The sequence below is a fragment of the Streptomyces ureilyticus genome (genome assembly GCF_011045025.1).
Taxonomy (GTDB): domain Bacteria; phylum Actinomycetota; class Actinomycetes; order Streptomycetales; family Streptomycetaceae; genus Streptomyces; species Streptomyces ureilyticus.
On the sequence record NZ_JAAKZX010000170.1, the window covers coordinates 1 to 21887 of the forward strand.

The 21887-nt window shown below is 66.4% G+C and carries 15 protein-coding genes and 1 tRNA gene; 7 read left to right on the top strand and 9 right to left on the bottom strand.

The window, feature by feature from the left end; all coding sequences use genetic code 11:
- The first annotated feature begins 141 nt into the window (after positions 1-141).
- The 3 genes from G6048_RS35835 (at position 142) to G6048_RS51145 (ending at position 1317) form a co-directional block, all read left to right on the top strand.
- Positions 142-213, top strand: a tRNA-Arg gene (locus G6048_RS35835).
- Between the two features lie 198 nt (positions 214-411).
- On the top strand, positions 412-777 hold the full coding sequence (locus G6048_RS52065) for a transposase family protein (RefSeq protein WP_408056207.1): 366 nt from the start codon (positions 412-414) through the stop codon (positions 775-777).
- Positions 778-1188: 411 nt separating this feature from the next.
- Positions 1189-1317 (top strand): hypothetical protein, encoded by a 129-nt coding sequence (locus G6048_RS51145; RefSeq protein ID WP_268979197.1) that lies wholly within the window; start codon positions 1189-1191, stop codon positions 1315-1317.
- A 159-nt stretch (positions 1318-1476) separates the two neighbouring features.
- Here the strand turns inward: G6048_RS51145 and G6048_RS35840 are convergent, their stop codons facing one another.
- From G6048_RS35840 to G6048_RS35865, 6 genes are all read right to left on the bottom strand, one after another.
- Positions 1477-2706, bottom strand: a complete 1230-nt coding sequence (locus tag G6048_RS35840; RefSeq protein ID WP_165343770.1) for an aminotransferase-like domain-containing protein — start codon at positions 2704-2706, stop codon at positions 1477-1479.
- 693 nt (positions 2707-3399) lie between these two features.
- The gene (locus tag G6048_RS35845; protein WP_165343771.1) at positions 3400-3588 is read right to left on the bottom strand and encodes a YbdD/YjiX family protein; all 189 of its coding nucleotides are present in this window, start codon (positions 3586-3588) and stop codon (positions 3400-3402) included.
- Positions 3585-5729, bottom strand: coding sequence for a carbon starvation CstA family protein (locus G6048_RS35850; protein ID WP_165343772.1), 2145 nt, complete (start codon positions 5727-5729; stop codon positions 3585-3587). Before G6048_RS35850 ends, G6048_RS35845 begins: the two co-directional genes overlap by 4 nt.
- Positions 5730-5988: 259 nt before the next feature.
- The gene (locus G6048_RS35855) at positions 5989-7029 is read right to left on the bottom strand and encodes an isocitrate/isopropylmalate dehydrogenase family protein (RefSeq protein ID WP_165343773.1); all 1041 of its coding nucleotides are present in this window, start codon (positions 7027-7029) and stop codon (positions 5989-5991) included.
- Positions 7026-9026: an aconitase family protein gene (locus G6048_RS35860; RefSeq protein ID WP_165343774.1), complete on the bottom strand. Its 2001-nt coding sequence runs from the start codon at positions 9024-9026 to the stop codon at positions 7026-7028. Before G6048_RS35860 ends, G6048_RS35855 begins: the two co-directional genes overlap by 4 nt.
- A complete protein-coding gene (locus G6048_RS35865; protein WP_165343775.1) occupies positions 9010-10272 on the bottom strand; it encodes a LeuA family protein in 1263 nt (420 codons plus the stop codon). Before G6048_RS35865 ends, G6048_RS35860 begins: the two co-directional genes overlap by 17 nt.
- 606 nt (positions 10273-10878) lie before the next feature.
- Here G6048_RS35865 and G6048_RS35870 point away from each other — a divergent pair.
- The 3 genes from G6048_RS35870 (at position 10879) to G6048_RS35880 (ending at position 17103) form a co-directional block, all read left to right on the top strand.
- Positions 10879-13413 (top strand): AfsR/SARP family transcriptional regulator, encoded by a 2535-nt coding sequence (locus G6048_RS35870; protein WP_165343776.1) that lies wholly within the window; start codon positions 10879-10881, stop codon positions 13411-13413.
- Positions 13414-13500: 87 nt separating this feature from the next.
- Entirely contained in the window at positions 13501-14274 is a 774-nt protein-coding gene (locus G6048_RS35875) for a sulfite exporter TauE/SafE family protein (protein WP_165343777.1), read from the top strand.
- 51 nt (positions 14275-14325) lie between these two features.
- The gene (locus tag G6048_RS35880) at positions 14326-17103 is read left to right on the top strand and encodes a helix-turn-helix transcriptional regulator (RefSeq protein WP_165343778.1); all 2778 of its coding nucleotides are present in this window, start codon (positions 14326-14328) and stop codon (positions 17101-17103) included.
- A 106-nt stretch (positions 17104-17209) separates the two neighbouring features.
- On the opposite strand, the gene G6048_RS35885 is transcribed toward G6048_RS35880, so the two are convergent.
- The 3 genes from G6048_RS35885 to G6048_RS35895 form a co-directional block, all read right to left on the bottom strand.
- Positions 17210-17971, bottom strand: a complete 762-nt coding sequence (locus G6048_RS35885) for a thioesterase II family protein (protein WP_165343779.1) — start codon at positions 17969-17971, stop codon at positions 17210-17212.
- 114 nt (positions 17972-18085) lie between these two features.
- Positions 18086-18307, bottom strand: a complete 222-nt coding sequence (locus G6048_RS35890; protein ID WP_165343780.1) for an MbtH family protein — start codon at positions 18305-18307, stop codon at positions 18086-18088.
- Complete coding sequence (locus G6048_RS35895; RefSeq protein ID WP_165343781.1) at positions 18300-21758, bottom strand: non-ribosomal peptide synthetase; 3459 nt, start codon at positions 21756-21758, stop codon at positions 18300-18302. The genes G6048_RS35890 and G6048_RS35895 overlap by 8 nt, the downstream gene beginning before the upstream one ends.
- A 38-nt stretch (positions 21759-21796) precedes the next feature.
- Here G6048_RS35895 and G6048_RS48885 point away from each other — a divergent pair.
- On the top strand, positions 21797-21887 hold a 91-nt coding region (locus G6048_RS48885; RefSeq protein WP_328827970.1), incomplete at its 3' end, for a hypothetical protein.

The window sequence follows — 21887 nt, forward strand, 5'->3', positions numbered from 1 at the left end:
TTCCCGGAACCTGTAGACCCCCGGCGAGTCGGGGATCTGCCCCGGCTTGGGGCGGTAGCTGGAGGCCCCAAAACCGGTTCCTGAACGCCCCGAAAGAGCTGGTAGGGTTCTACCCGTCGCCGCACAAACCGCGCCCGACACGCCCCCGTAGCTCAGGGGATAGAGCAACGGCCTCCGGAGCCGTGTGCGCAGGTTCGAATCCTGCCGGGGGCACTCGCCTACAGCCAGCAAAAATCAAGCGCTGACCAGGGCGGATGCCGACATGAGAGAGCGGGAGTCAGTCTCACTGACTCCCGCTCTCTCATTTGTTTCGCACTGGCCCCGTGTGAGCAGCGTGTGGGCCGTCGCCAGCAGCCGAGAAGCCTCACCGATCAGCCGCCGAGCGACTCACACCGGTGCTTGGATGTCTCCATGCTTGTCGCCTCGGCCCCCATACCTCAGGCACCTTTCTGGGCCGCCGCAGCCGTGATCGTGGCCATCGCAACCGGCGGGAGCGCCAGCGGTGTGGCTTCCCGCCACCCGCCAGTAGCTGGAGGTGCCGAGCACGCCCCCCGTTCGTTGGCACTGCCGCATTTAGCTGGTGTGGTGGTCGAGTCGATCGAGCGTGCGGCCAGAACCGTCACGTTCTGCGCTCACTCCGCGGTCCCGACGGCGAGGTGCCCAAGATGCGGGCTGGTGTCGTGGCGTGTGCACGGCCGGTACGCGCGCCCGGCTCGCAGCCGCGCCGTCGGCGGAGCTCCGGCGGTCGTTGAACTCGTGCTGCGCCGGTTCAAGTGAACTGCTGGTCAAGGCCACAACCAGGCATCGATCCTGGACGGACACAAGCCCTACCTGCACCAACGCCGGCGCGAGGACTGCCACGACATCCCGCGACTGCACCGCGAACGGCGCACACGCGGCTTCATCGGAGACATCCAGTGCGTCCGCCACTACTTCCGCCCCTTCAAAAAGCCGCGCAGCCCCAAGCCAAAGAACCCGCCGCACCTGCTCCCGAGCTGCGGGCCGCTCCGAAACCCTGGCGCGTCGTCCGCTGGATCACGACCAACCCCGGACACTTCGCCGAGACCGACACGACCGAGCTCGAAGAGATCCGGGCCATCTGCCCACACCTCGACGCCACCTCACGCCACGTTCGCGACTTCGCCGACATGATGCGCGACCTGCGGGGCGAGGAACTGCCCCGCATGGATGGACCGCATCCTCGCAGACCACCTCCCCGCCCAGCATTCCCTGGTCACCGGCATGAAGAGGGACCTGGACGCGGTCACCACCGGCCTGTCCACGCCCTCGAGATGGGCCAGGTCGCGGGACCCGTGACCAGAGCCAACTTCCTCGAGCTCATGGGCTTCGGCCGGGAGAACCTCGGCCTCATCCGCAGACGCATCCTTAACAGCCCATGACCCCGCCGACGTTACAGACCCCCGACAAGAGCCACATTTCGCTACCGCGTACTCTGCGCAACAGAGGCAGGGCCCGTCACGTCGTCCCACTCATCGCCGGGATGATGCCCCCGCCGGGTTGGGTGAACACCTGGGCAAGCCTCCGTACGCCGACCCGAATCCGGGCCGGATCGTGCGTGGCAAACGACATCCGCAGGGTCGCCGGGTCACCCGGCCCAGCGAAGAACGGGGCACCCGGAACGTAGGCCACGCCGTTGGCGACAGCGTCGGGCAGCAGAGCGGTGGCGTCGAACCCGCGAGGAAGCCGGACCCAGACGAACATTCCGCCTTCAGGACGGCTCCAGGTGCTGCCCGAGGGCAGCACCTGTGACAGCTCGTCGAGCAGTACGTCGCAGCGTTCTCCGTAGGTTGCCCGTGCGTGAACCAGTCGCGAATCGAGGTCGTGCTCCGTCAGATACCGTGCTGCAGCGGCCTGGTCGACGGCCGACGTGTGCAGATCGAGCGCCTGCTTGGACAGCGTGCACACGTGGCGCAGTCCAGGAGGAGCGTGGAGCCATCCCAGTCGCATGCCCGGCGCCAGGACTTTGGAAAGACTGCCCAGAAGCACAGTGCGGTCCGCTGCTTCGCTCAACGACGCGATCCGGGGGACGTGCTCGCCACGGAACCGCAACTCACTGTAAGGATCGTCCTCGGCGATCCAGAATCCCCGTTCCGCGGCCAGGCGCGCCACAGCCCGGCGACGATCCATGGGAAGTGTCCGGCCCGTGGGGTTCTGGAAGGTCGGCACAAGGTAGAGCAATTTTGGACGTTCCGTGACTGCTATTTTCGCCAAGGCGTCAACGACGATTCCCTCGTCGTCGGTCGGCACCGGAATCACGCGCGCGCCGACGGAGGCGAAACACTGCAGAGCCGCAAGGTAGGTGGGGTCCTCCACGACCACCGCATCACCGGGCTCGAGCAAAGTGTGCGCCAACAATGCGAGAGCCTGTTGTGCCCCCGTGGTGACCAGGAGTTGCTCCGGGTTGGAGGGGAGTCCTTGACCGGCGAGGCGTACCGCGATGATTTCCCGAAGCTGTGGATCACCTTCCGTGATCGAGTACTGCAGTACCCGATGACCGGACTCGTGCAGGACGCTGTCGTACGCCGCACGAATCCCCTCCGTGTCGATGAGTTCCGAGGCGGGGAGGCCGCCCGCCAAGGAGATCACCTCGGGCCGAGCCGTCAGCGCGAGGGCGGCGCGGATGACCGAACTCCCAGCGGCGACGGCACGGGCGGCCGGTTCAGGAGGAGGGACACGGCGCTCCATCACTCTTTGGTCTCCAGTCGTCGACGGACGGACGTCCGACCGAGCGCGCGAACAGGAAGCGCGTGCGGCATGGGCTGACGGCGGGCTGATATCGACTGCGAGCCTGCCAACAAGTGCGTGCCTGGTCTTGGAGCAAGGCGATCACTTTGTCCATGAACTGGCGTGTTGTGTCCTGGCCGCCGTTGTCCACTGTTGCCGCACTGCCCTATACCCACCCCGAGCAAGATCCAGGCCGGAGGGAGCTTACCAGACCAATTGTCGATGCCAGCTAGTGGCGTACTAGCTGCGTCGGCTGGCTTCGGTGCCACAAAGTCTGGAGTTCGCCGTCTGGCGAACCTGGTCGGTGGACCGGGAGTTAGCCCAGAAATCACACAGGACCGGCCACGCTGTGGCCAACGGGTTCTGGATCGGCGCAACGGGGAGAGGGCTGAGGGCAATTCAAGGCGGTCGCCGCTCGGGCTGCAGGACGGCCCGTTCCACGGGCATCGTGCCACCGACGGAGGCGGCCGGTACACCGGCGGCGACCATACTGGAGCAGCGCGGGCTGACCCCGGCTCAGACCCGTTTCAGGCCGGGGGCGCTGGCCAATTCCTGAGGGTCGCGGCGTCTGCCCTGGTGGCCGACCTGAAGGGGCGTGCGGTGTCACGTATATGACGCCCGCCGGTTTTTCGGATCGGCCACCACGCAGGTGGGTCAGCAGCAGCGGCTCTGCGGGTTCTCCTCGCGATGCCGAGCGCGTTCCCGTTCGTACGCACTGCGATTCGGCACGGGCACGTTCGGGTGGCGGATCCGGTGGCGCTCGCAGTAGCGCTCGTAGTCCGCGGCACCGGTGATCTCTCGCAGATACCAGCTGACACCGGTGAGCAGTCGGCCCAGGCTCATCCGCGGTCCCCCGCCGCGACCATGGCCTCCTCGGGTGCCCCGTCACGGGGCGCGACGTGGACTTCCGATGCGACGTAGGGCGCCTCCGCGGTCGGCAGTGGTTGCGGCGAGCGTACGGCCCGGACGCACACCACGGCCGCGTTGGCGATGATCAGGATCACCAACAGCAGGAAGATCACGATGAGGACACCGTCGACGGTCGAGTTGAACACCACCGTCCGCATATCGTCGAGCGTCTTGGCCGGCGGAAGGACCTTTCCGGCGTCGAGGGCCTCGGCGTACCGCTCACGCTGGGCGAAGAAGCCGACCTTCGGGTCGTCGGAGAAGATCTTCTGCCAGCTCGCGGTGAAAGTGACCGCCACGTCCCAGGCCAGCGGAATGCCGGTCACCCATGCCCAGCGAAGCTTTCCGGCCTTGATCAGCAGGGTCGTCGCGATGGTGAGCGCTATGGCGGCGAGCAGCTGGTTGGCGATTCCGAAGAGCGGGAAGAGCTGGTTGATGCCGCCGAGCGGGTCGGAGGCCCCGGCGTAGAGGAAGTAGCCCCAGCAGATCACCACCAGCGCGCTGGTGATCCAGATACCCGGCTTCCAGTTGACCCGGCCGATCGGCTTCCACACGTTGCCCAGCATGTCCTGCAGCATGAACCGGCCGACGCGGGTACCGGCGTCCACCGTGGTGAGGATGAACAGGGCCTCGAACATGATGGCGAAGTGGTACCAGAATGCCTTCATGCCGGCGCCGCCGAAGACCTGGGAGAAGATCTCCGCCATACCGACGGCCAGGGTTGGTGCTCCCCCGGTGCGTGAGACCAGTGTCTGTTCCTCGACGGCCTTGGCCGCCGCGGCCAGTTCCGCGGGGCTGATGGAGAAGCCGATGTTCGTGACGGCCTGTGAGGCGGATTCCAGGCTGGGACCGAGCAGGCTCGCCGGAGCGTTCATCGCGTAGTACAGACCCGGGTCGAGAATGCTCGCGGCGACCAGCGCCATGACGGCGACGAATGACTCCACGAGCATCGCCCCGTAGCCGATCATCCGCACCTGGGATTCCTTCTGCACGAGCTTCGGCGTCGTGCCGGAAGCCACCAGCGCATGGAACCCGGAGAGCGCCCCGCAGGCGATGGTGATGAACAGGAAGGGGAAGAGGGCGCCGGCGAAGACAGGCCCCTCCCCCGATGCGGCGAAGGGACTGACCGCATCCTGCCGCAGTGTCGGCGCGGCCACGATCACCCCGACGGCAAGCAGCACGATCGTGCCGACCTTCATGAAGGTGGACAGGTAGTCGCGCGGTGCCAGCAGCATCCATACGGGCAGGACGGAGGCGACGAAGCCGTAGCCGACCAGACAGAACACGAGCGTGGTCGGGCTCCAAGTGAAGGCGTCGGCCAGCGAGGAGTTCTCGACCCACCCACCGCCGATGAGCGCCAGCAGCAGTAGGGCCACACCGATGGCGCTGGTCTCGAGCACCCGGCCCGGCCGCAGGTAGCGCAGGTAGAAGCCCATGAAGAGGGCGATGGGGATGGTCATCGCGACGGAGAAGGTGCCCCAGGGCGAGTCGGCGAGGGCGTTGACGACGACGAGTGCAAGCACCGCCAGGAGGATGATCATGATGGCGAAGACGGCGACGAGTGCCGCGATGCCGCCCACCTTGCCGATCTCCTCACGGGCCATCTGCCCCACGCTCTTGCCGTCGCGTCGCATGGAGAGGAAGAGGACCACCATGTCCTGCACGGCGCCGGCGAAGATCACACCGACGACGATCCAGATCGTGCTGGGCAGATAGCCCATCTGAGCCGCGAGTACGGGCCCGACAAGCGGTCCGGCGCCCGCGATGGCCGCGAAGTGGTGGCCGAACAGCACCCGACGGTCGGTCGGCTGGAAGTCGACCCCGTCCTCCAGCCGCTCGGCGGGGGTGGCGCGGGTGTCGTCGACTTCGAGGACACGGCGGGCGATGAAACGCGAATAGAAACGGTAGGCGATCGCGTAGGAGCACAGGGCTGCAACGACGAGCCAGATGGCCGAGATCTCCTCACCCCGCGCCAGTGCCACGACACCCCAGGCGAGAGCGCCGGCCAAAGCGACGGCGGTCCAGAGCAGGATGGATTTCTGGTTCGGCTTCGTGCTGCGTATCCCGTTTCCGGGCATGCTGGCTCCTTCACTGGTCACAGATACCGGTAAACGGCCGTCCACGGGTTACGGCTTGGTGCCAGGAGTGTGGGCGACAGCGCCAGGGCAGCGCATTACTCCATGACGGCGCGATGCGCCTTCCGTATTTCTTTCGCAGATGCCGTGGGCGCTTCTTGTCGGTCTGTGGAAGAGTTGCCCGCACATGTGATTCGGTTGACAGGATATTTTCGGCAAATTTCCGGACGTGGCTGGAAGCGGGAATTCCAGGCGGGCGTGTTCAGTCGGTGCGCGGCCGTTCGGACAGACGCCGCCCGAGGAGGGCCAGCACCGTGCCCATCAGGCCGTCGGTCGTCCCACGGCCGCCGAGGTCGGGAGTCGCCGCGTCGCTCCGTGCCGCCTCGCCCACACACGCGCGGAGCATGTCGGCGGCTTCGGTGTGTCCGAAGTGGTCGAGCATCAGCACCACGGACATGGCCGCGGCGCAGGGATTCGCCACGCCTTTCCCCGCGATGTCCGGAGCGCTGCCGTGCACCGGCTCGACGAGGACGAAGCCGGTTTCGGGGCATATGCTGGCACTCGCCGCGAGACCCAGTCCGCCCATCAGAGCAGCTCCGATATCACTGATGATGTCCCCGAAAAGGTTGGACGCCAGCACACCTTCGTAGGGCGTCGGGTCGCGCACCAGGTTGTAGCAGAAAGAGTCGACGTACTCCTCGGAGCCGATCATTTCGGGAAAGGCTCCGAGCTCCTTTCGGAAAACGTCCACCCAGAGTCCACCGGTGTTTGGCACGGCATTGGCCTTGTGCACCAACGTCACTTTTCGCCGACCTTTTTCACTGAGCCGGCGCAGACAGGAACGTACGAACTTCTCGACGGTATCGCGGGTGTAGACGCACTCGTCGATCGCGACGTTCACCACGCCGGCCCGGCCCACCGTCCCGCCGACTCCGACATAGAGCCCCTGGGTGTTCTCGCGATAGAGATCGATGACGCCATCGCTCAGGACTATCGGCCGATGGTTGACGTACAGGTCGAGCTCCCTGCGCAGCCCGAGGAGGATCTCACGCCCGTGTGCCATGTCGGGGATCCGCGGGTCGCCGAGTGCTCCCAGGAAGACGCAGCCGTAGTCCTTCGACAGCCGCTCGACAGCGCCGGTCGGCAGTCCCACGCCGCTGGCGATCCACTCGTCGGCTCCCCAGCCGAAGACGTCGTATTCGAGATCCAGACCGAACGCGTCACTGAGCAGGGTCAGCGCAGGGAGCGTCGCCGGAATCACTTCCTTGCCGATCCCGTCACCCGGGACCACCGCGATCCTCATGAATCCGCCCTCGGCGTGAACATGTCTTCGACAGAGCTGAGCCAGCCGGCCACCGCGGTGGCCGCGACGACGTAGGGCGAGGCCAGGTATACCTGGCCCGGTCCCGAGCGCCCGGGGAAGTTCCGGTTCTGCGCGCTCACGGTGACCTCGGCCGGGCTCTCCGACACACCGGGGCCGGCGTTGATGCACGCCCCGCAGGACGGCGGCAGCACGCTCACACCCACATCCCTGAACAGGTCGATGTAGCCTCGTTCGACCGCGTACCGCATGACGTCCTCGCTGCCGACCTGGATGTACGCCTGCACGCCGTCCGGCACCGCCACCCCACGGGCGCGAGCCAGCTCGAAAACGCTCGCGTACATGTCCATGTCGTACGCCTTGCCGCCGGTGCAGGAACCGCCGTAGACCTTGTCGACTCTGACCCCCTCAGGGACCGACGCCAGAGGCACGGAGTTGCGCGGATCCCCCGGCAGAGCCACCATCGGCACGATCAGTGCCAGGTCGATGTCCACGACGGCGGAGTACTCCGCATTCTCGTCCGAGACCGCGGCCCCGCCGCCGTCGGATGCGGGAGAGCGTCGGCCGAGGTAGTCGTACGTGACGTGATCCGGTTCGAACATGCCGGTCATGGCCCCGGCTTCCACCGCCATGTTGCACAGGGTGGCGCGCTCGTCGACGTTCAGGCCCTCGCCTCCCCGGCCGCCGAACAGGAGTGCCTTGCCCAGGGTCCGGCTGCCCTCGATCGACGGGTGCGCGAGCAGTGAGAGCATCAGATCCTTCGCGCACACTCCTTGCCTCAGCCGCCCCACCAGATTGACCTTGATGACCTCGGGAACCTTCACGAGGATCTCGCGGTTGTACCAGGCATTCGCGATGTCCGTCGCGCCCACTCCGAAGGCGAGAGCGCCGACAGCGCCTGCCGTGCACGTGTGACTGTCCGTGCCGATGATCATGTCTCCCGGCCGGGCGACGTGCTCCAGGATGTAGTTGTGGCAGATGGCGCGGCTGCCTCCCATTTCCGAGGAGCCGATGAAGTTGCCGCCGCTGAGGGCCGCGAATTCCTGCTGGCGCCTGCCGAGATTCTCCACCCGCTCGATCAGTTCCAGGCCGTTGTCCCGTCGCTTCAGGACGGATTCCGCCAGCGAGAGGTGGTCCTGGAAGAAATAGCATGACTCCGGTTCGGCAAGCACGGCGTCCGCTCCGAACTGACGCACAAACATCCCCGCGGCCATGGGTGTCACATATTCGTGCGAGAACCTCACGTCAGCTTCGGCGAAGTAGGATTCCCCGATCCGCACGCTCTCGCTGTCACCACAGGGGTTCCTGGACGAGAGCCGCCGCTGGATGATCTTTTCCACAGCGTTCAGCGGCCTCTTCACGGAAAACGCCGACCTGACGTCCCTCTCCGCGCCGTTGCGGGTCTCACGGTTGAAACCGAACAGCCCGCCCAGGTCGATGATCGCGCGTTCGATCTCGTTCGCGCGTTGCGTGAACGCCCCCAGCGGAAGTTCCTCGCCCGCCAGCAGGGCGTCCAGTGCGCCGAAGTCGTCGCAGGTGATGATGCCGACATTGCGGCAGTTCTGCTGGTAGATCCTCTCGAAGGAGCGGGCGAAGACGATCTCCACTCCTGCGTATTTCTCGGCGTACACGGCGTGCTCTCGGGACGAACCACAGCCCTTGGCTTCACCGCTGACGATGACCTGCGGCGCGAACGACTTCACCGCTCCTTGCGCGAAGGGCTTTCCGCGGAGACCGAGATACGCGTAATCGCCCAGCTTCTCGTCGTACCAGTAACAGCACCAGCCCGGGATGATCTCGTCCGTCGAAATGCTGTTCATGAGCGGGGCCCGGAGCAACTCCGACGTTGCCGGGCCGGTACCGCCGTCCACCAGCTGAGCCCCGATGAGTTCCGTGTCCTCGGTCAGGACCAGGACTTCGCCGCGCAGGTGGATCGAACGCTCACGGCCGACGCCTCCGGCTTCACTCAGCGGTCGCAATGATCTGCCTTATCAGTTCGTCGGCCAGAGGAGCGGAGCTGGTTTTCGCCTTCGCCAGGACCTTCTTGATCAAGGAGGCGTCGTCCTTTTCGTATCCGTGAACCGTCAGCCAGTACTTCACGTTGTTGACACCGGACGAAGCGTCGATCATCACTTCCTGTTCACGGCCCAGGAAGCTGGCGGGAACACTCGAGTACACACTGTCCTTGACGAGCACGTCTCCCTTTTCATGAGCTTTCAGGATCGCGGCTCCGTGGACTCCGGCGCTGGTCTTGAAGACGTCACGCCCCATCGCGGGGTAATTCTGTGGAATGTCGACGCCCAGCACGGGCGCCGCATAGGCGCAGTAGTCACGGAGTGCCTTGAGGTCGTACGTCGCGTGCCCGTCCAGGTGGCTGTTCACCATGAGCTGGTCGAGGGAGGCGTTGCCCGTTCGCTCGCCGATGCCCAGGATCGTGCCGTGCACGCGTTCGCACCCCATGGCGAGAGCGGTGAGGGAGTTGGCGAGCGCCAGGCCCCGGTCGTTGTGCCCGTGCCATTCGAATCCGATTGGATGGCCTCGGTCCGCGAAGTATTGCTGCGACCAGTGAATGAGTGATCGCGTCCCGCTCGGCAACGCGGCGCCCACCGTGTCGCAGAGAGTTATCCTGCGGACCCCTGTCTCGATGGCCGCGTCGTATACGCCGGTGAGGACCTCGGGAGTGCACCGCACCGTGTCCTCCAGGACCAGGACGAACTCCACACCCTCCCGTCGGCACTCAGCCGCCGACTGAATGATGTTGCGCCTGATCGACGCGCTGTCCCAGTCTTCGACGTACTGCCGGATGGGGCTGACCCCGATGAAGAGATACGCATCGACCGCTACTCCAACAGTCTGCGCTATCTCGCATATCGCGTGAATGTCCGCCGGGTGAGTCCGGCCAGCATATCCCTGCGTCAGCTCGTATCCGTTCGCGGAGATGTGGCGGGCGATCTCCATACATTCCCGTTCGGCGGCCGAATCCGATCCCGGAAAGCCGAGATCAGCCGAGCGGACCCCCGAGCGGACCATGTGGTCGACGATGGTCAGTTTCTGCTCCAGCGTCGGGTTACGGATGTTCGGCGCCTGGAGTCCGTCGCGCAGAGTCTCGTCGAAGAAGGTGCCTGAATGCGTGGGCGTCGGCTGGGCGCTCTCGCACCTGATGCTGTTCCAGTTGAACCAGACATCCGGCCTCAGGTTCGAACTCTCGCCAATGATTCCGCTCACTTCGACCTCCGGCTTCCCGAATAGTCAGAAATATTGAGGTTTCCTTGTCGGCCGGACCTCCGGTCGCCAACGTGCCACTGACCCAAGCGCATTCGCCCCGCCTACCCGCCCAGCTCTCGCCAGAGCCTCGACGGCTCCGTCAATGCGAACACAAGCTACGGTCCGCCGTCCTCACCGGATCCTCGCCCTGTCCTCGGCCATGGGCCGGCGCCGTTGACCAGACCCGGCAGACCCGGACCTGCCCGGCGAAGTCCGCCTATGCGAACCAAACGAGCCGATTCAGGGACAACACTCGCCCGTCAAAAGTTCCAGCAAGGTCGTGTCAACCGGATCGGCGTTGCGGGCAACTCTTCCACAGACCGGGGATCGCTCGCCCATGAGCGGACCAGGGGGAAGCACGGTGGGCGACCAGCCGGTGAAGCGAATGCGGATCAGCCGATCGCCTTATCTCGCCTTATCGGAATTCACCCTGCCCCAAAACACAGAAAGATCATCTGAACAGCGCGAAAACCAGTGGCTGAAATCAACACGGGGGATAAGTTGACTTCTGTATCTTTCGAGATCCTTGGACCACTGCAAGTACGCTCCGGTGATCACTCTGTCTCGTTGGACGGATCACGGCAGGAGAGGGCACTCGCCGCACTCCTGCTGAGCGCCAACCGGACTGTGACCATCGAGCATCTGATCGATGTCGTCTGGGAGGAGCCTCCGGCAACGGCGCGTCGGCAGATCCAGGACATCGTTCCGCGACTGCGGCGGAAGCTGCTCAGCAATGGCGCCCCCAGCGACATCATCTCGACCCGGCGCCCCGGGTATCTGCTCCGCCTGGAGGGCAATGCTCTGGACGCGCACGCTTTCGACGAGCTGGCGACCGCCGGACATGAACTGATCCCGGTGGACATCGCCGCGGCGGCCACCAAGCTGCGTGAGGCGCTGCTGCTGTGGCGCGGCGAAATGCTGACCGGTATCGGGAGCAGCAGGCTGGAGAGTGCGGCCCGCATCTGGCAGGACCGGCATCTGACCGTCTGGGAGGAGTGCCTGGCACTGGAACTGGCGCTGGGCCACCACGACGTCACCACCGAGCTCCGTACTCTTGTTGACCGGTTTCCGCTGCGAGAGCCGCTGGTAGGCCTCCTGATGCTCGCCCTGCACGCGGCGGGGCAGCGCGTCGAGGCCCTGGCCGCCTTCAGGGCTCTGCAGAAGAGACTGGCCGGCGAACTCGGCCTTGATCCCGGGGGCGATCTGCAGCAGGTCCACACCGCGATCCTGCGCTCCGGCCCTCATGCGGAGTTCATGGCCGACCCCATCGCCCAGCTGCGGCGATTCAGGTTCACCGGTCAGCTGGAGCAGGGGACTCGTCCCTCAGCGGTCGCCGACGGCCCGCTCGTCGAGACGCACGGCCCCACGTCCCGACCGTGCGGCGGACCGGCACATCCGACCTCCGGCGCAGCCCCCGTCGAACCGACGGTCGGCTCCCCCCAGCCGTCCGAACCGGCCCCTTCCTCCACGGCCGGCCCGGGACCCTCCGCTCGGGCAGGCCACCGCCAGGAGGCCGCGGTCGAGCACCGCCATCGGTCGGCGGCAACGCCGGACCACCTGTCCGGCCGTACGGGTTTGCCGATACCGGCTCAACTCCCCTTGGCGGCACGGGATTTCAGCGGTCGCGCATCCGAACTCGCTCGGCTCGACACGCTCGCTCGTGACGGCGCCGCGTCCACGGCCATGCCCGTCCTTGCCATCACGGGAACCGCCGGCGTCGGCAAGACCGCGCTCGCCGTCCATTGGGCGAGCCAGGTGGCGCATCGCTTCCCCGACGGGCAGCTGTACGTCGACCTGCGTGGTTTCGCCCCCGACCAGGAGGTCACAAGCCCGGCGGACGCGGTGCGCGGCTTCCTCGACGCCCTCCAGGTTCCCGCGCACAGCGTTCCCGCCGGTCTGGCCGCCCAAGTGAACCTGTTCCGCAGTCTGTTGGCGGGGCGGCGGATGCTGATCCTGCTGGACAACGCCAAGGACTCCGAGCAGGTCCGTCCCCTGTTGCCGGGGGCGTCCGAGTGCCTGGTCGTGATCACCAGCCGCAACCGTCTGACGAGTCTGGTGGCCGCCGAAGGTGCCCGCCCGATCGCCCTGGGGATGCTCACCGCCCAGGAATCGCGGCAGTTGCTCGCCGACCGCCTCGGACCCGACCGGCTGGCCGTCGAGCCCCGGGCCACGAACGAGATCATCAACTCCTGCGCCGGTCTGCCCCTGGCGCTCGCCGTGGTGGCCGCCCTGGACACCACCCGCACCACTCCCCGCCTACAGTCCCTGGCCGAGCAACTGCGGGACGACAACGCGCGGCTGGGCACGCTCACCACGGGCGACCCCGTCACCGACGTCAAAACGGTGCTGTCCTGGTCCTACGACAGGCTCAGCCCCGAGGCGGCACGGCTGCTCCGACTGCTCGGGCTGCACCCGGGGCCCGACATCACCGAGCCCGCGGCGGCCAGCCTGGCCGGTGTCCCGGCGCCGCTCGTGCGCGGGCTGCTGACTGAGCTGACGCAGGCGAACCTGACAGAGGAGCACTCCCCGGGCCGGTACTCCCTGCCCGGGCTGATGCGCTCGTACGCCTCCGAACTCGCTCACACCCTCGACGACGACACCCAGCGGCAAGCGGCCGTGCACCGGATGCTGGACCACTACCTCCGCACCGGACAGGCAGCGGCCTGCCTCCTGTCCCCGCACCGGACGTCCACAGCGCCGTCCCGCGCCCGCGCGGGAGTCGTTTTCGAAGAGCTGGACAGCCGGCTGTCGGCCCTGGCGTGGTTCACCTCTGAGCGCCAGGTACTGCTCGGTGCCGTGAGCCTGGCTGCCGACGCCGGCTTCAGCACACACGCATGGCGTCTGGCCGTCGAACTCGCCGACCACCTCTACGAGCGCGACGACGCCCGGCACGACCGGACACCGTCCCAGGACGACGTCCTGAACGTGACCGTGAGCGTCAAGAACTTGGCCTGCCACGGTGCGCCCCAGCACGCCGCACGCCCTCCGGGGCACGACAGCCTGCGGCAGAACAACGGTCACCGCCACGAAGAACTCTCGCTGTCAGGTCCCGGGGGCGTCCGCCAGGGCGGCCTTCCCCGGTTCGGGGCCACTGGTCTCTGACCGCAAAATGGACGTCTTTCTCCGCGCACCCGGAGCAGTCGGTCCGGCTCATCTGCCTGCCCTTATCTCATCCTTTATGGAGAAATTGTGCTTTTGGAGCAGCAGGCCGTCCTTCTGCTGGTTGGAATACTAGCGGGAATCGCCTGCACCGTCGTCAACATCGCCTCCCTCATTTCTTATCCGGCGCTCCTTTCCATGGGTTTACCGCCGGTGGTAGCGAATGCTACGAACACAGTGTCGCTGGTCTTCACCGGTTTCGGCGCCACACTGGGATCACGACCGGAACTGGAAGGACAGCGGTCCCGGGTCATTCGTTTCGGAGCCATCAACGCAATTGGTGGAGCCGTGGGGGCCGTGACATTGATCGTGACGTCTCCCGACGTTTTCCAGTTCATGGTTCCCATTCTCGTGGCCGGAGCTTCGGTGCTGCTTCTGCTCCAACCGAGGATTAATCGGATGGCGGCCGGTCCGGTGAGCTCGGACTGCGACGCCGGCGATCATTTCTCACTCCTCTCCATGTCCGGCATGTTCGCGGTCTCGGTCTACACCGGATACTTCGGAGCAGCCGGAGGTATTCTCGCAGTGGCCCTGCTGGGAGTCGTGATCGACGAACCGCTGGTCCGCATCAACGCCATAAAAAACGCCACCAACATCCTGGCGAACAGCACCGCGTCGGTCATCTTCATCATCGCGGGATCGGTCCACTACGGCGCTGCGCTGCCCCTGGCAGCCGGGTTTCTCCTCGGCGGCGGCATAGGCCCCTTGCTCGCCCGGAAAATCTCCCGTGGCCTGCTGCGTTCACTCGCCGGGATCAGCGGACTTCTGTTCGCGGCCAAGCTGGGGGTCGAAGGATATGGCTGAGCCGTCAATTCGTACCACGGTGAACTGGAACTAGCGGGGGTATCATCCGAGATGGTCCTGGTAGACCGCGACAAGGAACTCACCTATCTGAACTCTGCCCTTTCCGAGACCCGGACCGGCAGGAACCGGATGGTCGTCATCGAGGGCGGCGTGGGGTGCGGCAAGAGCGAACTGCTCCAGACCTTCGCCGAGCACGCCACGGAGCAGGGAGCCGTCGTCCTGCACGCTGTCGGTCTGCGTCAGGGCGAAGCCCGGCCGCTCGGCCTCCTCCGCCAGCTGGCGGGCCAGCTCCCCACGCCGATGTCGGACACGAACGTCCCCGAGGCCCACGCGGACACCAGCGTCGAGCACTTCGGCGAGGCGCTGCACCTCCTGGCGAAGACCGCACCGGTCGTGGTGTGCGTGGACGACGTCCAGGACGGGGACAGCCTCTCGCTCCGGCACCTCCTGCGGGCGGCTGCTCGGGGACGAGCCACGCGCATCCTCCTGGTCCTGACGGACTGCCTCCACCTGCCGCACCAGAACCCGGTCATGAAGACCGAACTGCTACGGCAGTCGCACTCTCTGCGGGTACGGCTGGATCCGGTGAGCAGGGAGGGCACAGCCGCGATGCTGAACGTGACGCGGGAAACCGCCAAGGACAGTGCACTGGTCGACCGACTGCACACGATCAGCGCCGGAAACCCACTGCTGCTGAGGGCGTTGTTGGAGGAGCTCAGGCCGTCCGGCCCCTCGGCACCGGCCGACCCGACGCCCGGCGAGGTCCTCCAGCCCCTCGAAGGAGGGCTGTACGGCCAGGCCGTCCTGGCCTGCCTGTATCGCAGCGGCCCGGTGGCGCTGGCGCTGGGACACGCCCTCGCCGTCCTCGGTGAGGCGAGCACCCCGCAGCTGCTGTCCCGCATGGTCGACAAGGCGTCAGCGCTGGTCGACCGGAACCTGCACGCACTCAGAGCCGCCGGCGTCATCGGCGCCGACGGGTTCCGGCATCCGGCCGCCGCGGCCACCGTCCTGGCGGACATCACTTCGTCCCACCGTGCCTTGCTGCACCAGCGAGCAGCGGTGGCGCTGCGGGAGGCTGGGGCGTCGTCGTCACTGACGGCACGGCACCTGCTCAGCTCCCAGGCCCAGCCGGGTGCGCGACCTGCCACCGAGCCGTGGGAAATCGTCACGCTGCGGGACGCCGCCGAGCAGGCACTCTCCGAGGGCGACGCGGACACGGCGATCAGCTTCCTCGAATTGGCCGGTGACGGCTGCACCGACGAGCCGCAGCGTATCGAGATCCGACTGAGGACGGCCCTGATCACCTGGCGGGTCAACCCCGCGGCGGCCGAGTACCGTTACCTCCCGCAGCTCATGGAGTCCATGCGGTCAGGTGCCCTGTCACCGGCCGCACTCGGATCTCTGGGCAAGCTCCTCGTCGTACAGGGACGGGTCGCCGACGCGCTCGAGGTGCTGGACCGCCTCAGCCCGCGCTCGGACGCCTCCGCCGCTACAGCGGGCATCCACCCGCAACTCACGTCGATGCTGGTGCGCTACGGCTATCCAGGGGTCGAAATCCCTGACGAAGGGAAGCCGTCCGTCCCGGCACAGGAGGCGAACGACCTCTCGTACGAACGCGTACCGGGGCTGCCCCTGCTCAGGAAGTCGGCGGAGCACCTTCTCACCGGCACCAGCAAGGACCGGGCCGGGGCAGCGGAGAACTTCCTGCGGGCCACCGCCCTCACGGACTCGACGGCAGGACCGGTGTGCAGCGCCATCGAAACGCTGCTGCACGCCGACCGTCTGGCCGACGCGGAGTGCTGGTGCGACATGTCACTGGACGAGGCCACGCGCCGGGCCATACCGGGCTGGCAGGCCATGTTCGGCTTGCTCCGGGGCCAGATCGCCTTGCGGCAGGGGAAGTTGGAGCAGGCCGTCACCTCGGTGGAGAACGTGCTGAGGGTGGTGCCTGAGCGCAACGGTGGCATGCTCATCTGCGGCACCGCCTCGATTCTCGCCCTCGCCTATACGGAGATGGGCCGTTACGACGACGCGGCGCGCCAACTCGACCAGCCAGTGTCTGAGGAGTGGCGCAACAGCCTTTACTGGCTGGGCTGTCTCCGGGCGCGCGGCTGGCTCCACCTGGCCACGAACCGCCCGCACGCGGCCTTGTCGGACTTCCTGAGCGTGGGGCAGCATGCTCGTCGATGGGGAATCGACCATCCTCTGCTGGTGTCATGGCGGGCTGACGCGGCTCATGCCTGGCTACGGCTCGAAGAGCCGTCCGAGGCGGCGCGGTTGCTCGCGACGCCCGGCGACCAGGTCACCCTTCAGGCCCCGGGAGCCCGGGTTGTCCTCTCCCGTGTGCATGCTGCCGTCGCCCCGCTGGAGGAGCGCGCGCGCCTGCTGTCGCAGGTCGTCGAGCGGCTGCACGCCTGCGGTGAGCGCCTGGAGTTGGCGAAGGCCCTGGGCGACCTCAGCGAGACCTACCAGGCGCTCGGCGACGCGGCCCGGGCCGATTCGGTCCGGCGCAGGGCCTGGCATCTCGCCAGGGAATGCGGGGCGGAACCGCTGTGTGCAAAGCTCGCCGTCGGCAGCCGGACTCCTGACCGGGCGGTCGAGGAGGAAACCGTGTCCGTCGGTGTGGGGGGCGACGCGGAGCAGGGCGTGGCAGTCGTCAAACTCACGAAGGCGGAACACCGGGTGGCCTTGCTGGCCGCCTACGGGCGCACCAACCGCGACATATCGAAACAGCTCTACATCACTGTCAGCACGGTGGAACAGCACCTCACCCGCGTGTACCAGAAGCTCCGCATCACGACACGGCAGGAGATTCCAGTGAATCTTTGACTGCCGAATCTTTGACTGCCGAATCTTTGACTGCCGTTGAAAACCTCAACTGCTGCGCGTTCCGTGGCGGTCTGGTGCGTTCCGGACGCGAACAGACCGCCGTCCGTTATCGCACGCGTGCCGCCACGACCCGGCTGATCGTGTCGAGGATGGTGGCCTGGTGCTGCCAGAGGAAGAAGTGGTCGCCGGCACAGGTCTGGACGAGAGACCTCTTGGTGGTCTGGTCGCTCCATCCCCGGACGCCCTCGGCCTCGACCATCGGGTCGTCCGCTCCGCTGAACACGAGCAACGGACAGTCCAGTGGTTGCTCTTCGGTGTATTCGTACTTCTCGCACAGCGCGAAGTCGGCGCGAAGAGCGGGCAGGACCATGTCGAGCAGGTCCTGGTTGTTCAGGACGTCCCTGGGCATTCCGCCGTAGTCCACCATGACCGAGGCGAACTCGCCGTCCGGGAGGTGGGATATCGGCGGCCTCTTGTCCTTCGCCTGCGGCGCCTCCCGCCCGGAGACGCTGAGTACGACCGGCTGCGGGCCGCCACGCCGACGCAGGGCCCTGGCGGTTTCGAAAGCGATGAGCGCGCCCATGCTGTGCCCGAAGAACGCGAACGGCCGCCCTTGGGAATCGTCCAGCACGGCAGCGGCGACATCGTCGGCGAGGTTCGAGGCCGTGGTGTACATGGGGTCACCCAGGCGTTCCTGCCGGCCCGGCAGAACGAACGACCGGATCTCGATACCGGACGGCGCGTTCGAAGCCCAGGGCTGGAAGATTCTGCCCACGCCGCCGGCGTACGGCAGGCAGTACACGACCGTGGCCGATGGACGCGTAGTCCACCGCAGGACAGGCAACGGCCGGGTCTGCTGGTCTGGCATGGGTTCCTCCCGCACATTCCGTACAACTTCTTTCGAACAACGGCCCTTGGCGACCAGCGGTGCATCCGCTGCCACTGGTCACCAAGGGCCGCCCGCGCCGGCTTCGAGTGCGCGCTAACGCTTGTCTCGTTCCATTGCCTCGACCAGGCTCTTCGGCCGCATATCGGTCCAATGCTCGTCGATGTACTCGACGCACTCGGCCCGACTGGTCTTGGGGAGCGCGATATCCCAGCCGTCCGGGACGTCAACGAACACCGGCCACAGCGAATACTGTCCCTCGGCATTCACCAGGACATAGAACTCGCCGTCCTCATCATCGAACGGGTTGTTAGCCATTTGAATCCTCCCTGGCGTCAGCACGGTTGTAGTCGATATCCACGAGTACAGATCGCAGTGCACAGCCTACTGCATCCAACGCTTCCGGAACAGTCATTTCGTCATGCGTGCGATCGACGTCGTACGTAAGCAACTCGCCCTCCACGTACGGCATCCAGGACTCGGCCGAGCCTCGCGGCTTTTCCCTCTTCGCCGCCGCTTTGAACAGCAGCATGTCTCCTTGATAGACGTCCGGAGTAAAGGACCGGATCAACCACCCGTTATTCCTGACGACCGCGTCCACGGCAGCGAGCCGGTCCTGTTCCAGTCCGGCAAGAACCTCGGCGTCCTGCAATCCTTCGGCATGCGCCGCAGTCAACAGCGAGATCTGGCCACCCACCGGCACATCAGCAATTTCTTCGCTTTGCGGGTAGGCGTCGAGGAGGGCGAGCAGGTCGACCTGTTCACCATCGGCCTGAAGAGTCGTGGCCATTTTCTGGGCGACCACACCGCCGAAGGACCAGCCCAGCAGGCGGTAGGGCCCCTTGGGCTGAACCGACTTGATGTGGTCCAGATAGTCGGCCACCATCTCTTCGATACTCCCGGACACTTCATCCGCCGGATTGAGGCCTCGCGCCTGGAGGATATAGATCGGATATTCCTCTGGCAGCCGCGCTATCAACCCGCTGTAGCACCACCCGATACCACTTCCTGGATGGACACAGAATATGGGGGGCTGATCGCCGGTCGCCCGCAGCGGTACCAAGGTGTCGAATTCGTTCACCTCGGGATGCCATTCCCTGGCCAACGCGGCCACCGTAGGCGCCTCGAACAGATTGCGGATGGACAGCTCCATTCCGAGGACCGAGCGGACCTGGCTGATCAGGTGCATCGCCAGCAGCGAATGTCCGCCCAGGGCGAAGAAGCTGTCATCGATGCCGACCTTCGGCAGCCCCAGCACCTGCGCGAACAGCCCGCACAACACCTCCTCCCGGGCAGTACGCGGACCACGCCCGGACGTCATGCCCGACAGATCCGGCACGGGGAGCGCGGCACGGTCCAGCTTTCCGTTCGCCGTCAACGGCAGGCCGTCGAGGGCGACCAGGACCGAGGGGACCATGTACTCCGGCAACCGCCCCCGCAGGCTTTCGCGTACGGCCGTGGTGTCCACCCCACGCGCGGCGGCTTCGGCGTCCGTGGCCGGGTTATGTTCCGGGATGATGTAGCCGACGAGGCGCTTGTCGCCGGCACGGTCCTCCCGGACCACCACCGCCGCCTGAGCCACATCGGGGTGTTCGGTCAGGACGGTTTCGATCTCCCCGGTCTCGATCCGGAAGCCGCGGACCTTGACCTGATCGTCCGCGCGCCCGACGAACTCCAACTGCCCGTCCGCGCCCCACCGCACCAGGTCACCCGTGCGATACAACCGCCCGCCCGCCGGCCCGAACGGATCCGCCACGAACCGGCCCGCCGTCAGACCCGCACGGTTCAGATACCCCCGCGCCAGACCCGCACCACCCACATACAACTCACCCACCACACCCGGAGCCACCAACCGCAGCCCCGCATCCAGCACATACACCCGCGTGTTCCACATCGGGCGTCCGATGGGAACAGAGTCCCTGGTGAATTGGGTTCCCGGGGGAATCTGGTAGTCGATACAGCCGACCGTGGTCTCGGTGGGGCCGTAGTGGTTTATGAGCTGCGTGTCAGGGCTGTTGCTGCGCCACTGCCGTACAGCCTCAGCGGTCAACAGCTCACCGCCCAGCATCAACTGACCCGTGGCCGTGGCCGGGAAAGGTTCCGAATCCTTCAGGAGAACCTGGAGGTGACTCGGAGTCATCTTCACGAAGGTGATCGACTTAGGGGCCTGCAACTCCTCGGTCGGCCACTGGCTGTTGGAGGGGAGGAGGCGTAGACAACCGCCCGCGAGCAGAGTGCCGTAGAAGCTTGTCACTCCGATATCGAAAGACATCGGAGCATGGATCAGGGCCTCCCCCGACAGGCCCGCATACGTCTGCGAGGCCCTGGCCACATAGTTCACCAGTCCGGTGTGTGTGACGGTGACGCCTTTGGGGCGGCCGGTGGATCCGGAGGTGTAGATGACGTATGCCGGGTTGGCGGGCCGCAGACAGGTGAGGCGTTCCCTGTCGGTGAGGTCCTGTCCGGCTGCCGCCTGCACGGCCGTGGTCACGGCCGGCTCGTCGAGACACAGCAGCCGGACACTGTCCGGCAGGGACAGTACGGGCACTGCTGCCCGTGTCGTCAGCACACACACCGGCTCCGCGTCCTGGACCATGAACGCGATCCGCTCACCCGGATACTCGGGATCGATAGGCAGATAGGCACCGCCGGCCTTCAGCACCGCCAGCACCGCCACCACCATGTCCACCGACCGCGGCAACGCCAGCCCGACCAACTGCTCGGGGCCCACACCGTGACCGATCAGAACCCGCGCCAGCCGGTTCGCCCGCGCGTTCAACTCCCCATACGAGACAGACATGTTGCCGTCGGTGACCGCGATCGCGTGCGGAGTCAGCGCCGCCTGCGCCTGGAACAACTCAGGCACCGTGGCCTGCGGGAGCGGACGGCCGGTGTCGTTGTACTCCGTCAGCAGCCGGGTGCGTTCTGCGGGTTCCAGCACGTCGATGTCGTTGATGTGCTGGTCAGGGTTGCTGATCACGGTGTGGATGATGTGGTGCAGGCGGTGCAGCATCCGTTCGGCGGTGCCGGCATCGAGCAGGTCGCTGCTGTATTCCCAGGCGCCCTGCAGGCCCGCGGGACCATCGGCATCGTGGACCTCGCTGATGCTCAACGACAGGTCGAACTTGGTCACCGCCACATCCACCGGCTCGGCCTGCACGCTCAGGCCCGGCAGGTCGACCGCTGCCTGCTCGATATTGTTGAAGGCGAGCATGACCTGGAACAACGGATGCCGGGCCATGGAGCGATCCGGGTTGAGGACCTCCACCAGCCGCTCGAAGGGCAAATCCTGCTGCGTGTAGGCGTCCAGGTCCCACTGCCGCACCCGCTCAAGCAGCTCACCGAAGGTGGGATTGCCCGACGTGTCGGTACGCAGGACCAGTGTGTTGGTGAAAAAGCCCACCAGGTCATCGGCGGCCTCGTCCATCCGGCCGGCCACCGGCGTGCCCAGCGGAATGTCCTCACCCGCACCCAGCCGGCTCAGCAACACCGCCAGCGCCGCCTGAACCACCATGAACGGCGTCGCCCCCGCGGACGCGGCCACCTCCACCACACCCCGATGCACCCGCCGGTCCCACTCGAACAACACCCGCCCGCCCCGATGCGAGGCCACCGCCGGACGCGGACGATCCCACGGCAGCTCAAGCTCGGCAGGCAACCCCGCCAACCGCCGGCTCCAGCCCTCCAACTGCGCACTGATCACACTGTCCGGATCGTCTTCCGCACCCAGCAGCCCCTGCTGCCACACCGTGTAATCGGCATACTGCACCGCCCCAGAGCCCTGGGCAGACGCCTCGTAAGCCGCGTGTGGCCATCGTGTTCGGCGGCCGCAGCTCCGAACACGGCATCTCTGTCGTCACCGCCGGCGCCGTCCTGCGCGCCATCGACCGGACGAAGT